Here is a 17,203-nt window from a genome sequence, read left to right as displayed (position 1 = left end):
AGTGAGTAGCGAATAGGGGTCGTGACTATTCGCTATTGGCTACTCGCCATTCGCCCCTTTAGTCCTGCGGCTCCGCAAGCGCCTCGCTGGAGGCGTCGACGCGCAGCCAGCCGCTGGGGGCGAGCCGCTGCTGCGGCAGGAAGCGGCCCTTGTAGTCCATCTTCTTGGAGCCCTCGATCCAGTAGCCGAGATAGACGTAGGGCAGGCCCTGCCGGCGGGCGCGGGCGATGTGGTCGAGGATCATGAAGGTGCCGAGCGAGCGGGCCTCCTGCGACGGCTCGAAGAACGAGTAGACCATCGACAGCCCGTCGCTGAGCACGTCGGTCAGCGCCACCGCCAGCAGCTCGTCACCGCGGCCGGTGATGGCGCTGTCGACGTTGCGCTTGCGGTACTCGATGATCCTCGTCTCGACATGGCTGTCCTCGACCATCATTGCGTAGTCGAGCACGGTCATGTCGGCCATGCCGCCGTTGCGGTGGCGGCGGTCGAGATAGGCCCGGAACACCGAATATTGCTCCGAGGTCGGCACCGCGCTGCGCTGCTCGCCGATGATGTCGGCGTTGCGGGCCTGGACCTTGCGGAAGTTGCGGGAGGGGCGGAATTCGTTGGCGATCACCCGGACCGAGACGCAGGCCCGGCACTGGTCGCAGGCCGGGCGGTAGGCGATCGACTGGCTGCGGCGGAAGCCGCCATGGGTCAATAAGTCGTTGAGATCGCCCGCTTTGTCGCCGACCAGATGCGTGAACACCTTGCGCTCATGCCGGCCCGGCAGATAGGGGCAGGGGGAGGGCGCGGTCAGATAGAACTGGGGAGTATCACGCGAGTGCTGGGTCACGTCTGATCGTCAGGCTCCGCAACAAAACAGTACAGGCAGCCGGGTGAGCATCGCCCTCCCGAGGGTAATGGTCAATTGGTTTAGGCGGGCCTAATAGGCCCGCGCGGCCGGCGCCACCGGAGCCCGGACCGAGCTGTTGATAACCACGGTTCCGAGCACGAGGTCGTGCAGCAGCTGGCGGCGGCGGGTGATCAGGCCGACCAGGAGCACCAGCGGCGTCAGGAACGAGATCGTCACCCAGAACAGCACCGCGTGCACGGCGCCGAGCACGAAATAGCCGCGGGCGCCGTACCAGGTCCGCAGTTCCAGATCCATCATCCGCATGCCGATGGTCGCCGAGTGCTGCCCGCCGATCGAGGCGCCGTAATAGACGATGGCCCAGATGATCGAGAGCGGGGAGATCAGGCCGAACAAGGTCCAGCCCAGGAAGAAGGTGACGAAGCCGAGCAGGAAGATGAAGACCACAGCGAGGATCACCGGTATCGCAAGCACCACGAGGTCGATCAGGAAGGCGAACAGGCGCCGGGTCAGCACGCCGCGGAACAGATCCGGCTGCGTCATCGGATCGAACGCATGCGGGGGAACGCCGCCGTCGTTGCGCCAGGTGCTGCCGCCGTCATTGCCGTAAGACATCGCCAACCTCCGAATTGGGTCCCGCGCAGGACATGGGAACAGGAGGCTCGCCTGCCAAGCCGGGGCGAACATCAACTTGCCGAAATATTCCGGCGATTCGGCGGCTGGATTGGCCCGGGATGCCGCCATCTCGTCAATGCGAGCCAACCGGTCGGCGCGAAGCGCCGCCGGATGACAGGCTCCGCGAAGCAATCCAGGCTTCCCCGAGCCGAGAAATGGATTGCTTCGCTGCGCTCGCAATGACGAGGAGAGACCGTCAGCTCTCGGCCCTGATCTTCTCGGCGGCCTGCGGCGCAAAATAGGTCAAGATGCCGTCGGCGCCGGCGCGCTTGAAGCCGACCAGGCTTTCCATCATGGCGCGCTCGCCGTCGATCCAGCCGTTGGCCGCGGCGCCCGCGATCATCGCGTATTCGCCGGACACCTGGTAGACGAAGGTCGGCATCGCAAAGGTGTCCTTCACGCGGCGGACGATGTCGAGATAGGGCATGCCCGGCTTCACCATCACCATGTCGGCACCTTCGGCGATGTCGAGCTCGACCTCGCGCAGCGCCTCGTCGGAATTGGCGCTGTCCATCTGATAGGTGCGCTTGTCGCCGGTCAGCGTCTTGGCCGAGCCGATCGCGTCGCGGAACGGGCCGTAGAACGCGGAGGCGTATTTCGCCGCATACGACATGATCTGCACGTCGCCAAAACCGTTGTCGTCGAGCGCATCGCGGATCGCGCCGATCCGGCCATCCATCATGTCGGACGGCGCGATCACGTCGCACCCGGCCTCGGCCTGGGTCAGCGCCTGCTTCACCAGCACCGCGACCGTCTCGTCGTTGAGGATCTTGCCGTCTTCGAGCAGCCCGTCATGGCCGTGGCTGGTGAAGGGATCGAGCGCGACGTCGCAGAGCACGCCGATGTCGGGAAACTCCTTCTTGATCGCCCGCACCGACTGGCAAACCAGATTGTCGGGGTTGAGCGCCTCCGAGCCTTCGGCGTCGCGCAGCGCCGGCTCGGTGAACGGGAACAGCGCGATGCAGGGAATGTTGAGTTTTGCGGCGCGCTCGGCGTCGCGCACGATCTGGTCGACGGTGAGCCGTTCGACGCCGGGCATCGAGGCGACCGGCGTGCGGGCGTTGTGGCCGTCGACCACGAACATCGGCCAGATCAGGTCGTTCGTGGTCAAGACGTTCTCGCGCACCAGGCGGCGGGCCCACTCCGTCTTGCGGTTGCGGCGCAGGCGGATCGTGAGGTCGAGCGACGGGGCGGCGAGGGTTTCGGCCTGGCGGCGCGGCGCATCGCGCAACTCGATCGGGCGCCCGAATTTGATCGCCATGTCTCTATCTCCCCGGAAACGGCTGGTCTGGACCTGATATAAGTCCAGTTCTAGCACCTGTCAGGGGTGCCGTCATGGCACCCCTGGTGGCCCCTGATTTGCCCTCACGGCAATTGATTTTGCCGGCTCCGCGGGCCAAGACTGGCCACCATGAAGACCTCTCTGCAGCCGCTATCCGGCGATTCGCATGTCTGACACCTCGGCACGCGAGGCTGCGCGGGACAATGGCATCACGCCCGGCGCGATCTCGTCCGACCGCATCGAGCCGGATGAGAATGCGTGGACGCGGCGCCTCGTCATCTTCCTGCGCATCATGGCCGTCGTCTCGATCGCCAAGGGCCTCTATCACTGGGCCCAGGTCACCGGCTTCGTCGGCGGCGAGGAGGAGGCGTTTGAGAACCAGTCGATGGCCTGGCAGACCGCGACGATCTATTTCGCCGTCATCGAGCTCGTCGCCGCGGTCGGCCTTTGGCTCGCGACGCCGTGGGGCGCCGTGGTGTGGCTCACCACCGTGGTGTCGATGGCGGTCATCGAGCTGATGTTTCCGGGCATCTATGGCGGCAGCCTCACCGTGGTCGCGCTCGAGGCGGTGATGCTCGCCGCCTATCTGGCGCTGGCGTGGATGGCGGCGCGCGAACGCCCGCCATAGCCAGGCAACGCGGTGTGGCCTCGCGGCGACAGCGCGGCGAAACCGCCGGCATCTTCATGTCCGTGCGCGCAGTGAGAAGACAGGACCGGCCGGTCTGGCTAGGTCGGTGGCACAGACCGCGCACCCTGCGACACTCCATCCCGGGAACACGCGCTTCTGCGGGAATCGCCGTCGGGACCGATTTTCTCGATCTCGGCGCGCAAGTGCCAGCCGGCTTTGCGCTGGTCGACGGCGTGACCCGGTCTTTCCTCAGGCAGCGGGGAGGCCAGTTCCGGACGCCGCCCGCGCGCAGGGCGCCACGGCACGACCCGAAAAAATTTTCGAAGAATTTTCCGGTAACCCGCCGGTCACCGTAAAGGGTTCCCTCACACCCGTTACCCCAGCGTTTCGAATTCAAACGATGCTGTATCCGAATGTGACATGAGGGCAGACGAAGCGTGAACAAAGGGCCTGCCACCGTCAATGAAATGTTGCGAGAAGCCCTTGATCCATGGGCTTAATCCGCGATTCACTGTCTTAAATTCATGATCTCTTTATTGTCTTATTTAAGCGGATCTTCAAACGGCCCCCTTAAGTTGCAGCTATCAGGCGGGACACAAGTTTCGTCGAATAAAGTCGATAAAAACGACAAACAGGGGAAGTGTCATGATGAAAGCCGTTGCGACAACGGCGGTGGATGCCGCTGATCGCGCTGCCGGTCAATCGCCGGTGCAGCCGCTCTATCTGGAAGCACTGACTTTGGTGGAGCGGCTGCATCGCCGGCTGCTCGACGTCATCAAGGACGAATTCGACCGCCGCGGCCGCGCCGACATCAACTCGGTGCAGGCACTGCTGCTGTACAACATCGGCGACAAGGAGCTGACCGCCGGCGAGCTGCGCACCCGCGGCTACTATCTCGGCTCCAACGTCTCCTACAATCTGAAGAAGCTCGTCGAGCTCGGCTTCCTCGATCACCAGCGCTCGCGCGTCGATCGCCGCTCGGTCCGCATCCGTTTGACCGCGCAGGGCCAGGAAGTCCGCCGCATCGTCGACGCGCTCTATCAGAAGCACGTCAAGACGGTCGAGCAGGTCGGCGGCATCTCGAACGAGGAGTTCGCCAGCCTCAACAAGTCGCTGCACCGCCTCGAGCGGTTCTGGACCGACCAGATCCTGTATCGCCTCTGAAACCCGACTTTCTTCGCCTGATGGCCCAAGCCGGCCGACCAGAAGACCGGCAGCCAATCTCCAGACAGCGCATCGGCCATGCCCGGCCGGTGCGCTTTGTCATGCTGCGCCTGCGAAAAAAATACTCTCGCGCAGGAACCAAGGGGCTCCCGGCGGCTTATCTCCCGGTCGAGCATGATGGGTTCGCATCATGCTCTTCTGTTCTTGTTTGGACGCGTTTTCTTCACGCGAATCAATTCGCTGGAAAACGCTCTGATGGAGACGCAGGATATGTTGCTGGAGCGCGGGATCGAGGTGGTGAATGTCGAGGTGGTGGGCGATGCCTACGCGATCGCCTCGAATTACCTCCGCAAATCCGGTGCGATACCCGACACCTTCGCCACCAACGAGCGCCTGCTCGGCATCATCGTCAAGATGTTCCAGCACGGCGAGATGAACCGGCTCCGCCTCGCCAACAAGGCGATCGCGAAGTTCGAGGCCGAGACGCTGGTCGTCGCCTGAGCGTCAGTTCCCCCGGAGACGTCATGGAAGCCGCTATCGATCGCATCATGCAGACGTATGATCTGCTGCTCAACCGCACGGCTGCCGCCAGCGACGAGGCGCGCGCCAAGGTGACGGAATATGTGCGGACGCTGGTCGAGGCCGGCGAGACCGACACGCACCGGCTGACCGTGTGCGGCCTGACCTATCTGCGCCAACTCGACGGCAGCACCGACCATGTGAAGGCCGGGTATACCGGGCTGTAGGGCGCCGCACCGCTGCTTCCCCGTCATTGCGAGGCGCGAAAGCGACGAAGCAATCCATCGTTCGGCATATGCGACGCGATGGATTGCTTCGCTTCGCTCGCGATGACGGAGAATTCGATTCACTTTTCAAACAGAGCCTTTGAGACCCGTCATCCTGAGGTGCGAGCCTCTTGGCGAGCCTCGAAGGATGGACGGCCACCAGCGGGGCCGATTCATCCTTCGAGGCTCGCCTTACGGGCGCAATTGCGCCGCAAGGCTCGCACCTCAGGATGACGGTGTGAGGATAGGCGTTCGTATTCTCGCAACATCGGGCGGCCCGGCGATCCCCCGGGACCATTCCAGGTGGCGAAATCGTGATTTCGGGCGGCTTTGCGCCAGGCCACATGACGTGCGACAAGGAACCATGCACCTCAGGCGGCTGGCCAATCTCTGGATTTTGCTGTTCGTCGCGGCCGGGCTCTTGCTCGCGCCCGTGGCGCCGGCGTTTGCCAGGATGGCGCCGGATGCCGCAATGGGGGCGATGCCGGCGATGTCTGACGACATGCAGGCGATGTCCGACGACATGCCGTGCTGTCCGGACCAGAGCAAGAACAAGGCCTGCGACGACTGTCCGTTCGTCGCGCTGTGCATGCTGAGCGTCCCGCTGTCGGTCCCTGCGGGGGTAGCCTCACTGATCGAGCGCCATCCGCTGAAGAGCCGGTTCGCCGCGCATGATGATCACCGGCGCGACGGCCTCGGCGCCAAACCTCCCGACCATCCGCCTCGAACCGAGGTCTGAGGGGCGCGCAAGCGCCTGATCGCTGACGCGTGCGCCGGACGGCGTGCGCGCCGTTGCAAGCCGCTGACGCGGCCAATCAGACCTATCGAGGATAGCAATGAAGACGTCCAACCTGGCGCGCGCCACCGTGGCCGCGCTGCTCGGCGTTGCCCTGGCGAGCCTGCCGGCACGTGCCGAGATCAAGAACTACGAATTCCAGCTGACGCAGCCGACTGTCCAGGTCGGGGCCGACCGCATCGTCACGGTGCGGCTGGTCGACAAGACCACCGGAAAGCCGGTCCCGGACGCCGTGATCTTCGCGACACGGCTCGATATGGCGCCCGACGGCATGCAGGAGATGGTGACCAAGGTGACGCCGATGCCGGGCACCGAGCCGGGGACCTACCGCTTCAAGGCCACCTTCAGCATGGCGGGCCGCTGGCAGCTCTCGCTTGGCGCCAAGGTGCAGGGCGAGACCGGCACGGTCGACAACAAGCTCGTCGTCACGGCCGGGAAATGAACCGTCTCGGCCAGGCCGGCGCCGCCGCTGCGATTGTCGCAGCGGCGGGCGTCGCAATTGTCGGCCGCGGCCTGCCGACGCGTTCGATTGCAAATGTCGCAGCCTCCACCGCGCAGGCGGCGGAGACCGGCGCGCCGATCTATTTCCGCGATCCGGACGGCAAGCCGCTCTATTCGCTGACGCCGAAGCAGACGCCCGACGGCCGCGACTATCGGCCGGTGCCCGCCGGCGCCGATGTCAGCTTCGACGCGCCCGAGCCGGCTGTGGAGATGCAGGCGGCGGCTCCCAAAGCCGATCGCAAGATCAAATACTACCGCAACCCGATGGGGCTTCCTGACACTTCGCCGGTGCCGAAGAAGGACTCCATGGGGATGGACTACATCGCGGTCTATGACGGCGATGACAGTGACGACGGCTCGATCACGCTGTCGCCCGGCAAGGTCCAGCGCACCGGCGTGACATCGGAGCCGGCGGAGCGTCGTCGCATCCGGACGCTGGTCCGCGCGCCCGGCACGATCCAGCTCGACGAACGGCGGGTGTCGGTGATCGCGATGCGCGCCGAAAGCTATGTGCAGAAGGTGGCCGACGTCACCACCGGCAGCCGGGTGAGCAAAGGCCAGCCGCTGATGGAGATCTACAGCCCGGCGGTGTCGTCCGCCGCGGCCGAATATCTGGCGACCATCACGTCGAAAGCCACCGCCGGGCTGGAGCCTTACGGACGCGGCTCGCGGCAGCGCCTGATGAACCTCGACGTGCCCGAGCCGGTGATCGCCGAAATGGAGAAGAGCCGAACCGTGCCGATCGCGATCCAGTGGTCGTCGCCGCGGGACGGCATAGTGCTTCAGCGCAACGCGATCGAGGGCATGCGCGCGCAGTCCGGCGACGTGCTGTTCCGCGTTGCCGACGTCTCGCTGGTGTGGGCCGTGATCGACGTCGCCGAGCGCGATCTGGGGACGATTGCGGTCGGGCAGCCGGTCACGGTGCGTGCGCGCAGCTATCCCGGCCGCGCGTTCGAAGGCCGCATCGGCGTGATCTATCCGCAGCTGAACCGGGAGACCCGCACCGCGCGGATCAGGATCGAACTCGCGAACGCCGATCTCGCGCTGCTCCCCGACATGTATGTCGATGCCGAAATCGACACCGGCAGCCGCGAGCCGGTGGTTGCGGTCGCAGAAAGCGCGGTGCTCGACACCGGCAGCCGGCAGACCGTGCTGATCGACAAGGGCCGTGGCCGGTTCGAGCCGCGCGAGGTCAAGCTCGGGCGGCGCGGCGAGGGCTATGTCGAAATCCGCGATGGCCTCGCCGGCGGCGAAGCGGTCGTGACATCGGCCAACTTCCTGATCGACGCCGAAAGCAACCTCAAGGCGGCGCTGAAGGGATTTGCCGAGCCTGCCGGCGCCCGCGGTGCCGACCTCTCCGGCGACGCGACCATGGAGGCCAAGCCATGATCGCCCGGATCATCGCCTGGTCGGCGCGCAACCTGCTGCTGGTGCTGTTCGGCACCGGCTTTGCGGCGGCGGCCGGCTTCTACGCGCTGCTCCGTCTGCCGCTGGACGCGATTCCCGATCTCTCCGACACCCAGGTGATCGTCTACACCGAGTACGCCGGCCAGGCGCCGCAGGTGATCGAGGATCAGGTCACCTATCCCCTGACCACGGCGATGCTGACGGTGCCGCGATCGAAGGTGGTGCGCGGCTTCTCGTTCTTCGGCGTCTCCTTCGTCTATGTGATCTTCGAGGACGGCACCGACATCTACTGGGCGCGTTCGCGCGTGCTGGAATTCCTCAACGGCGCGGCGTCGCGATTGCCGGCCGGCGTGACGCCGACCATCGGTCCGGACGCGACCGGCGTCGGCTGGGTCTACCAATACGCGGTGATGTCGAAGCAATTGAACCTCGCCGACACCCGAACCATCCAGGACTGGAATTTGAAGTTTGCGCTCGCCAAGGCCGAGGGCGTCGCCGAGGTCGCCAGCGTCGGCGGCTTCGTCAAGCAGTACAATGTCATCCTCGATCCGCAGCGGATGCGCGATCGCGGCATCACCATGCAGAAGATGCGCGAGGCGATCCGCGCCAGCAACGCCGATGTCGGCGGCCGCACCGTCGAACTGTCCGAGTTCGAATATGTGATCCGCGGCAAGGGCTACCTGAAGAGCATCAACGATCTCGGCAATATCGTGCTGAAGACCGACAACGGCACGCCGGTGCTGCTGCGCGACGTCGCGCGCGTCGAGCTCGGGCCGGACGAGCGGCGCGGCATCGCCGAGCTGAACGGCGAAGGCGAGGTGGCCAGCGGCATCGTGCTGCAGCGCTTCGGCATGAACGCCCTCGACGTGATCGACAACGTCAAGAAGCGGTTCAAGGAGATCGCGAGCAGCCTGCCGCAGTCGGTCGAGATCGTGCCGGTCTACGACCGCTCGAACCTGATCCACGCGGCGATCGATACGCTGAAGCGCACCCTGACCGAGGAAAGCATCGTCGTCGCGCTGGTGTGCATCGTGTTCCTGCTGCACGTCCGCAGCGCGCTGGTTGCGATCCTGATGCTGCCGGTCGGCGTCTTGATGGCGTTCGGCGCCATGAAGTTTTTCGGGATCGGCTCCAACATCATGAGTCTCGGCGGCATCGCGATCGCGATCGGCGCCATGATCGACGCCGCGATCGTGATGATCGAGAATGCGCACAAGCATCTGGAGCGCGCCGAGCCCGGCCGGCCGCGGGTCGCGATCCTGATCGAGGCGGCGGCCGAGGTCGGCCCGGCGCTGTTCTTCAGCCTCTTGATCATCACCGTGTCGTTCATGCCGATCTTCACGCTGGAATCCCAGGAGGGGCGGCTGTTCTCGCCGCTCGCGTTCACAAAAACCTTTGCGATGGCGGCAGCGGCGCTGCTGTCGGTGACGCTGGTGCCGGCGCTGATGGTGATCTTCGTCCGCGGCAAGATCGTCCCCGAGCACAAGAATCCGATCAACCGCTTCCTGATCTGGGTCTACCGCCCAGTGATCAAGGGCGTGTTGCGCGCCAAGGCGCTGGTGATCGTGCTGGCGCTCGCAGTCCTCGCAGTCTCGATCTGGCCGGCGCGCCAGCTCGGAACCGAGTTCATGCCGAACCTGAATGAAGGCACGCTGCTCTACATGCCGACGACATTGCCGGGAATTTCGGTGACGAAGGCCGCCGAATTGATGCAGACCCAGGACCGCATCATCATGAGCTTTCCGGAGGTCGCCTCGGTCTACGGCAAGGCCGGCCGCGCCGCGACCGCGACCGATCCGGCGCCCTCGGAGATGTTCGAGACGGTCGTCAACCTCAAGCCGAAGCCGCAGTGGCGGACCGGCGTGACCATCGACAGCCTGATCGCCGAAATGGACAAGGCACTGCAGTTTCCCGGCGTGTCCAACGCCTGGACAATGCCGATCAGGGCGCGCATCGACATGCTGTCGACCGGCATCCGCACCCCCGTCGGCGTCAAGGTGATCGGGCCGGACCTCGCCGGGATCGACAAGCTCGCGAAGCAGATCGAGCAGGTCCTGAAAGCGGTGCCCGGGACCTCGTCGGCCTACGCCGAACGCGGCCTAGGCGGCTACTACCTCGAGATCACGCCGAACCGCGCGGCGCTGTCGCGCTACGGCATCATGGTGCAGGACGTGCAGGACACCATCGCATCGGCGCTCGGCGGCCAGAGCGTCACCACGACCGTGGAGGGACGGCGGCGCTTCACGGTCAACATGCGCTACCCGCGCGATCTCCGCGACAATCCGCAGGCGATCGCGAGCGACATCCTGGTGCCGATGCCGGCGGGCGGCGCGGTACCGCTCGGCGAGGTCGCCGACGTCGTGCCGGCGCGCGGGCCGACCTCGATCCGGACCGAGAACGGGCAGCTCGCAACCTACATCTATGTCGACATCCGCGACCGCGATCTCGGCGGCTATGTCGCGGACGCGCAGCGCGCCGTGCAAGCGAGCGTCCAGTTTCCGCCGGGCAGCTACGTGGTCTGGAGCGGGCAGTACGAATATCTGGAACGTGCCGCGGCGCGGCTCAAGATCGTGGTGCCGGTGACGCTGGCGATCATCTTCGTGCTGCTCTACCTGAACTTCCGCTCGGTCGCCGAGACCATGATCGTGATGCTGTCGCTGCCGTTCGCGCTGGTCGGCGGCCTCTGGCTGATGTGGGCGCTCGGCTTCAACATGTCGGTCGCGGTCGCCGTCGGCTTCATCGCGCTCGCCGGCGTCGCCGCCGAGACCGGCGTGGTGATGCTGATCTATCTCAACCAGGCGCTGGCGGAGGCGGTCAAGCGCCGCGCCGCGGCGGGAGGTGCGCTGGATCGCGACGATCTCCATGGCGCGATCATCGAGGGCGCGGTCGAGCGCGTCCGGCCGAAGATGATGACGGTGGTCGCCATCATGGCCGGGCTGCTGCCGATCATGTGGAGCACCGGCACCGGGTCCGAGATCATGCAACGGATCGCGGTGCCGATGATCGGCGGCATGATCTCCTCGACCTTGCTGACCCTGATCGTGATCCCCGCGATCTTCGCCATCGTGAAGGGCTTTGGGCTGCCGCCCACCGCCAGCAGCGGCAATCAACAGCCGACGACCGGCGTCGAGGATACGCAGACACGCGCTCGCGTGCTCGAGCGTACGGCGTAGGCGTGCCGGACTGCGATGGCCAGCCAACATGACCACCAATGAAAACGAGCTCAAGACGCTGATGCTGGCGAGCCAGCGTGGCGAAGCGGAAAGCCACGGCGTGCTGCTTGCGAGGCTCGCGCCGCGTCTTCGCGGCTACTACAAGCGCAGACTGATGGGATTCGGACGCAGCGCGGAAGAGGCGGAAGACCTGGTCCAGGAAGCCTTGCTGGCGATCCATCTGAAGCGCCACACCTACGATCCCGAGGCGCTGTTCACGCCCTGGCTCCACGCGATCGCACGCTACAAGCTGATCGATTACCTCCGCACCAACAGGGAAGCGCTGATGAACGTGCCGATCGACGACCATCACGAACTGATGGCGGCGGACGATCACGCCTCGACAGAGAGCACGCATGACATGGCAAAGCTGCTCGGTCGGCTACCGCGAAAGACGCGCCGGGCGATCGAGGCGGTCAAGCTGGATGGAAAGAGCGTTGCGGAGACTGCGGTACGCTATGGCATGTCGGAGTCCAATGTGAAAATCAGCGTTCATCGCGGCCTGAAGGCGCTGGCATCTCTCATTCGCGCGGACGGCGACGCCTGATGGTAAACCCACCTTTCAACTCCGCGCGTGCATCTTCACCTCAGCGTGAGCGTGTAACCCAGTGGAGAAAAGCTCCGAATTCCCTTGCAGGAGCGCGCATGGAGCGCCCTTCAACGAAAAACGGAGCAGACGATGCTGACGAAGTTCACCAAACCCATTTTCGCGCTCTCACTTCTGACATCGCTGGTGGTAGCGACGTCCGCAAGCGCGAATGCCGGAGCGACGAACTCCGCCAAGCGCAATTGGTCGAACGAAGTGGATCCCGCTTACCGCTCGATCGCTGCGCGACATACAGGGCGTGACGCGTTCGCCGCGATTGGCCGGGCGGCCGAGCCTGTCGCCGCGCTTGCCGAGGATGGCAATGCCTGGCGCTATTCCGGCGGCCCGAAATCGCCTGTTCCGCCGTCGCGAGACTTCTAATGCAGGCCTTTGGCCTGTGCTCGGTCCGCGGCTGTTGCGTTGGTGATGCTACTTTTTGAAGGTCTTGATCTACTCTGGCCGCGGGTCGATATTGCGGGTGGAAGAGAGACTCATGAGCGACCGTTGCTGCCAGCAAGAAGCGACCGAGTGCTGCGCTCCTCCCGCACTTGTGCTGCCCCCGAAAGCCAAGGCAGGGTCTCCGGCTTGTCTCGCCGACGTTTCGTGCTGCTGCGAAGGTGGCGTTCCGGCTTTCGACGGTCTTGATGCCAGCTACAAGCGCGTGCTGTGGACGGTCATCGGCATCAACGGCGCAATGTTTCTGGTGGAGATGATCGCGGGGCAGTTGGTCGGCTCGCAGGCGCTCAAAGCCGACGCGCTCGACTTCCTCGCCGATACCGTCACCTATGGACTGAGCCTTGCGGTGATCGGCGCCAGCCTGCGGACGCGCGCGTCCGCGGCGCTCCTGAAGGGCGTGTCGCTCAGCCTGATGGCGTTGTGGGTGTTCGGCTCGACCGTCTACCAGACGCTCGTTCTTGGCGTTCCCAAGGCCGAGGTGATGGGGGCGGTCGGCATGCTGGCGCTGGCGGCCAACCTGACCTCGGTGCTGCTTCTGCTGTCCTACAAGGACGGCGACGCCAATGTCCGCTCGGTCTGGCTCTGTTCGCGCAACGACGCGATCGGAAACATCATCGTGATGATTGCCGCCCTCGGCGTCTGGGGAACGGCCACGGCGTGGCCTGATCTCGCGGTGGCCGCGGTGATGGCGGGCATCTTCCTCACCTCATCGATCCAGATCCTGCGGCAGGCGTGGGCCGAGTATCGCGGGGGCACGACGGGCGTGCCGACGGCGGCGTCTCGCTGACCGAGCCGCGCGCGTGATGCTGACGCGAGTGGGTCTGGCCAGCCGGGGCGCCCCGGACGAATGCAAGCGGAAAGCCCTCGTGGTGGGTGCGACGATTTGCAGCACCACCTTGTCGGGCCGCTGACTTGCCGAAGGCTGTGGCGAATGGTCGCTAGGAGACTCCAACGCGACCTCGGCAAGCGATTCCTCCAGCAGGGTGCCGCTTCCGGTTGACGCTGCGACCACGCAAGAAGGCTGCGGCCAATGATCCACCGGCCGCTTCGTAAATCAGGAGGAAGCCCCATGATCTCGTCCCACATGCGCCTGTTCGGCGCGGTCGTCGCGCTGTTGCTCGGGGCGAGCGGTCCGGCGCCGGCCCAGCAGCTCGAACTGAAGATCATGGCGCCGGCAGCGCCCGGCGGCGGATGGGATCAGACCGCGCGTGCGATGCAGCAGGCGCTGGTCGCCTCCGGCGTCGCGCGCAGCGTCCAGGTCACCAATGTCGCCGGCGCCGGCGGCAGCGTCGGCATCGCGCAGTTCGTCAATGGTGCCAAGGGCGACGGTAACCAGATGATGGTGAACGGCTTCGTCATGGTCGGCGCGCTCGCCATGAACAAGTCGCCGGTGACGCTCGAGCAGGTGACGCCGATCGCGCGCCTCACCGAGGAGATCCAGGTCATCGTGGTGCCGGCGAATTCGCCGCTCAAGACCGCGCAGGATCTCGCCGCCGCGCTCAAGGCCGACATCGCCAAGGTGACCTTTGCCGGCGGCTCCGCCGGCGGTGTCGACCACGTGATGGCGGCGCTGTTCGCCGGCACGGTCGGCGCCGACGCCAAGAAGATCAACTACATTCCGTTCTCGGGCGGCGGCGAGTCATTGGCCGCGATTCTCGGCGGCAAGGTCACCGCGGGCATCTCGGGCCTCAGCGAATACGAGGGCCAGATCAAGGCCGGCAAGCTGCGCGCGCTCGGCGTGACCTCGGAGAAGCGCCTGCCGGGCTCCGACATTCCGACCTTTAAGGAGCAGGGCATCGATCTCGTGCTGGCGAACTGGCGCTCGGTGGTCGCACCGCCCGGCATCACGCCGGAGCAGCGCAAGACGCTGAGCGATGCCGTGGAGAAAATGGCCAAATCCGACGCCTGGAAGGAGATCCTCAAGCAGAAGGGCTGGGATGATGCCTATCTCGGCGGCGATGCGTTCGCCGATTTCCTGAAGAAGGAGATCGTTCGCGTCACCGACGTGCTGAAGTCGGTCGGCCTCGTCAAGTCATGAGCGCGGAGGGGGCTCCCGGCGATCATCCGGGCGGGGCGGGGCGGCGGGTCGATCGCGCCGGCCTCGTCATCGCGGCGGCGCTCGCCGCGCTCGCCGCGGTGCTGGTGTGGGACGCGAACAAGCTGCCGGCCACCTCGATGTACGGGATGGGGCCAGAGGCGATGCCGGTCGTCGTCGCCAGCGGCCTCGTGCTGCTCGCGATCGGCAATCTGATCGACGCGCTGCGCGGCAACCTGCCGCCGCGCGAGAGCATGGACCCCAAACCGGTGTGGCTGATCATCGTTGGCCTGGCGCTCTTGATCGGCATCATCGGCTTCGGCGGCGGCTTCATCCTCGCCACCTCGGCGCTGTTCGTCACCACATCGGCGGCGTTCGGCCGCCGCGCCGTCGTGGCCGACAGCGCGATTGCGCTCGTGCTGACCACCCTGATCTATCTCGCGTTCGACAAGCTGTTGACGCTGAGCCTTCCCGCCGGGCCCCTGGAGCGACTGCTGTGATCGATACTTTTGCCGCGTTGGCGCATGGCATGGCGGTCGCCCTCCAGCCGATGAATCTGCTGTATGCCCTGATCGGCGTGTTCCTCGGCACCGCGGTCGGCGTGCTGCCCGGCATCGGCCCGGCGCTGACCGTCGCGCTGCTGCTGCCGGTGACCTACAAGCTCGATCCCGGCGGCTCGCTGATCATGTTCGCCGGCATCTATTACGGCGGCATGTATGGCGGATCGACCACCGCGATCCTGATCAACACGCCGGGCGAGAGCGCCTCGATGGCGACCGCGCTCGAGGGCAACAAGATGGCCAAGGCCGGCCGCGGCGGGCCGGCGCTGGCGACCTCGGCGATCGGCTCGTTCGTCGCCGGCACCATCGCCACCATCGGGCTCGCGTTCCTCGCGCCATGGCTGGTGGATTTTGCGGTGCGCTTTGGCCCCGAAGACTATTTTGCGCTGATGTGCGTTGCCTTCATCACGGTGTCCGCCACCTTCGGCGACTCGCCGGTCCGCGGCCTGACCAGCCTGTTCATCGGGCTGACGCTCGGGCTGATCGGCATCGACAAGCTGACGGGGCAGGCGCGGCTGGCGTTCGGCATTCCCGAGCTGCTCGACGGCGTCGAGGTGACCACGCTCGCGGTCGGCCTGTTTGCGGTCGGGGAGGCGCTCTATGTCGCCTCGCGCCGCCATCACGCCGAGGAGAAGCTCGAGCCGGTGCGCGGCTCGCTATGGATGACGAGGGAGGACTGGAAGCGGTCCTGGAAGCCGTGGTTGCGCGGCACGCTGTTCGGCTTCCCGATCGGCGCGCTGCCCGCAGGCGGCGCCGAGATCCCGACTTTCCTTTCGTATTCGACCGAGCGGCGATTGACAAAACATCCCGAGGAATTCGGCAAGGGCGCGATCGAAGGCGTCGCGGGGCCTGAGGCCGCCAACAACGCGTCGGCCGCCGGCACGCTGGTGCCGCTCTTGACGCTCGGGCTGCCGACCTCGGCGACCGCCGCGATGATGCTGGCAGGCTTCCAGCAATACGGCCTTAACCCCGGGCCGCTGCTGTTCGCCGAGCGGCCCGACCTGGTGTGGGGCCTGATCGCCAGCCTGTTCATCGCCAACGGCATGCTGCTGGTGCTCAATTTGCCGCTGGTCGGATTGTGGGTGCGGCTGCTCGCGATCCCGCAGCCCTGGCTCTATGCCGGCATTCTGGTGTTCGCGACCATGGGCACCATCGCCGCAAAGCCGTCGGTGGTCGAGCTGTCGATGCTGGCCGGCTTCGGCGTGATGGGTTTTCTGATGCGCCGGTTCGATTTCCCGATCGCCCCCGTGGTCATCGGACTGATCCTCGGCCCGATCGCCGAAAGCCAACTTCGCCGCGCGCTGGCGATCAGCCTCGGCGATCCGATGGTGCTGCTGCAAAGCCCGATGTCGGCGACATTGCTCGGCATCGCGCTGATCGCGCTCGTGGCACCGTTCGTGCTGAAGGGGCTGGGGCGGTTCAAGGCGAACGAGGATTAAGGGCGCCCGCAATCCCGTGACGTCGTGCCGATCAAAAAAGGCGGTCTCTGAGGCCGCCTTACCGCTTCCTTGTGTCGAGGCTTGCGGGTGGTCGCTATTCAGCCGAGCATCCGGAGCCTAGCCAGAGTATACGCAGGATCCTATCATCGGGCGACCGCCAGCAAATCGGCGGAATCCAGGGAGGAGTCGATCATGCCAATGCTGCTGCAGCGTTCATTGCTATGTGCTCTTGTCCTCGTCGCCTCGGGTTTCGCCGTGCTGCCGCAGACCAAAGCCGAGGAGGCGGGCTGGATCACGCTGTTCGACGGCAAAAACCTCGAACAATGGGATCAGGTCGGCAAATCCAATTGGCATCTGGCGGACGAGGTGGTGATTGCCGACAAGATGGACGGCAAGGACGCCGGCTATCTCGTCAGCAAGAAGCCGTACAAGGACTTCGTGCTGCGCGTCGAATTCTGGCCGAGTGACGATGCAAACAGCGGCATTTACTTCCGCTGCCTCGATGCCACGAAGATCACCGACCGTACCTGCTATGAAGCCAATATCTTCGACCAGCGCCCCGATCCGAGTTACGGCACTGGCGCCATCACCCGCTACGTCGAGATCAAAACAATGCCGAAGGCCGGCGGCAAGTGGAATACGTTCGAGATCACGGCGAAGGGGCGCGACATCACGGTGGTGCTCAACGGAGAGAAGACGGCTGAACTGAAGAACGGCATGTTCGATGAAGGCGCGATCGCCCTGCAACACGGCGCGGGAACGATCAAGTTCCGCAAGGTTCAGATCAGGCCATTGTAAGGGGCGCCATCCGGCGTCCGATTTCA

The 17,203-nt window shown here is 65.4% G+C and carries 18 protein-coding genes; 15 read left to right on the top strand and 3 right to left on the bottom strand.

What is annotated here, in order from left to right; translation table 11 throughout:
• Positions 1-58: 58 nt before the first annotated feature.
• The 3 genes from XH93_RS23730 to hemB all read right to left on the bottom strand — a co-directional run bounded on the left by XH93_RS23730 (position 59) and on the right by hemB (position 2,789).
• On the bottom strand, positions 59-835 hold the full coding sequence (locus tag XH93_RS23730; RefSeq protein ID WP_139483131.1) for an arginyltransferase: 777 nt from the start codon (positions 833-835) through the stop codon (positions 59-61).
• Positions 836-925: 90 nt separating this feature from the next.
• Entirely contained in the window at positions 926-1,468 is a 543-nt protein-coding gene (locus XH93_RS23725) for an RDD family protein (RefSeq protein ID WP_194469351.1), read from the bottom strand.
• Positions 1,469-1,724: 256 nt separating this feature from the next.
• On the bottom strand, positions 1,725-2,789 hold the full coding sequence (gene hemB / locus XH93_RS23720; protein ID WP_194469350.1) for a porphobilinogen synthase: 1,065 nt from the start codon (positions 2,787-2,789) through the stop codon (positions 1,725-1,727).
• A gap of 187 nt (positions 2,790-2,976) precedes the next feature.
• Here hemB and XH93_RS23715 point away from each other — a divergent pair, with 187 nt between their 5' ends.
• From XH93_RS23715 to XH93_RS23645, 15 genes are all read left to right on the top strand, one after another.
• Positions 2,977-3,438: a DUF6163 family protein gene (locus XH93_RS23715; protein ID WP_194469349.1), complete on the top strand. Its 462-nt coding sequence runs from the start codon at positions 2,977-2,979 to the stop codon at positions 3,436-3,438.
• 645 nt (positions 3,439-4,083) lie between these two features.
• Entirely contained in the window at positions 4,084-4,602 is a 519-nt protein-coding gene (gene ldtR / locus XH93_RS23710) for a transcriptional regulator LdtR (RefSeq protein WP_139483135.1), read from the top strand.
• Between the two features lie 270 nt (positions 4,603-4,872).
• Entirely contained in the window at positions 4,873-5,103 is a 231-nt protein-coding gene (locus tag XH93_RS23705; protein ID WP_139483387.1) for a hypothetical protein, read from the top strand.
• A 23-nt stretch (positions 5,104-5,126) separates the two neighbouring features.
• Entirely contained in the window at positions 5,127-5,348 is a 222-nt protein-coding gene (locus tag XH93_RS23700) for a hypothetical protein (RefSeq protein ID WP_139483136.1), read from the top strand.
• Positions 5,349-5,751: 403 nt separating this feature from the next.
• The gene (locus XH93_RS23695; RefSeq protein WP_194469348.1) at positions 5,752-6,126 is read left to right on the top strand and encodes a hypothetical protein; all 375 of its coding nucleotides are present in this window, start codon (positions 5,752-5,754) and stop codon (positions 6,124-6,126) included.
• A gap of 97 nt (positions 6,127-6,223) precedes the next feature.
• Positions 6,224-6,625, top strand: coding sequence for a FixH family protein (locus XH93_RS23690; RefSeq protein WP_194469347.1), 402 nt, complete (start codon positions 6,224-6,226; stop codon positions 6,623-6,625).
• Positions 6,622-8,073, top strand: coding sequence for an efflux RND transporter periplasmic adaptor subunit (locus tag XH93_RS23685; protein ID WP_194469346.1), 1,452 nt, complete (start codon positions 6,622-6,624; stop codon positions 8,071-8,073). The genes XH93_RS23690 and XH93_RS23685 overlap by 4 nt, the downstream gene beginning before the upstream one ends.
• Positions 8,070-11,264, top strand: coding sequence for an efflux RND transporter permease subunit (locus XH93_RS23680; protein ID WP_246799279.1), 3,195 nt, complete (start codon positions 8,070-8,072; stop codon positions 11,262-11,264). The genes XH93_RS23685 and XH93_RS23680 overlap by 4 nt, the downstream gene beginning before the upstream one ends.
• 28 nt (positions 11,265-11,292) lie before the next feature.
• The gene (locus tag XH93_RS23675; protein WP_194469345.1) at positions 11,293-11,850 is read left to right on the top strand and encodes a sigma-70 family RNA polymerase sigma factor; all 558 of its coding nucleotides are present in this window, start codon (positions 11,293-11,295) and stop codon (positions 11,848-11,850) included.
• Between the two features lie 132 nt (positions 11,851-11,982).
• Positions 11,983-12,270 (top strand): hypothetical protein, encoded by a 288-nt coding sequence (locus tag XH93_RS23670; protein ID WP_194469344.1) that lies wholly within the window; start codon positions 11,983-11,985, stop codon positions 12,268-12,270.
• A 112-nt stretch (positions 12,271-12,382) separates the two neighbouring features.
• Positions 12,383-13,132: a cation transporter gene (locus tag XH93_RS23665; protein WP_194475311.1), complete on the top strand. Its 750-nt coding sequence runs from the start codon at positions 12,383-12,385 to the stop codon at positions 13,130-13,132.
• Positions 13,133-13,414: 282 nt separating this feature from the next.
• The gene (locus tag XH93_RS23660) at positions 13,415-14,383 is read left to right on the top strand and encodes a Bug family tripartite tricarboxylate transporter substrate binding protein (protein WP_371814777.1); all 969 of its coding nucleotides are present in this window, start codon (positions 13,415-13,417) and stop codon (positions 14,381-14,383) included.
• On the top strand, positions 14,380-14,880 hold the full coding sequence (locus XH93_RS23655; RefSeq protein WP_194469343.1) for a tripartite tricarboxylate transporter TctB family protein: 501 nt from the start codon (positions 14,380-14,382) through the stop codon (positions 14,878-14,880). The genes XH93_RS23660 and XH93_RS23655 overlap by 4 nt, the downstream gene beginning before the upstream one ends.
• A gap of 29 nt (positions 14,881-14,909) precedes the next feature.
• Positions 14,910-16,379: a tripartite tricarboxylate transporter permease gene (locus XH93_RS23650; protein WP_194475309.1), complete on the top strand. Its 1,470-nt coding sequence runs from the start codon at positions 14,910-14,912 to the stop codon at positions 16,377-16,379.
• Positions 16,380-16,466: 87 nt separating this feature from the next.
• Positions 16,467-17,177 carry a DUF1080 domain-containing protein gene (locus XH93_RS23645; protein WP_246799732.1) on the top strand — a complete coding sequence of 237 codons (711 nt, stop codon included), beginning with the start codon at positions 16,467-16,469 and terminating at the stop codon, positions 17,175-17,177.
• Positions 17,178-17,203: the final 26 nt, after the last annotated feature.

Origin of the sequence: Bradyrhizobium sp. CCBAU 51753, from assembly GCF_015291565.1 — a bacterium.
In the GTDB taxonomy this organism is placed as follows: Bacteria; Pseudomonadota; Alphaproteobacteria; order Rhizobiales; family Xanthobacteraceae; genus Bradyrhizobium; species Bradyrhizobium ivorense.
This window is presented reverse-complemented; position numbering and strand designations above follow the sequence as displayed.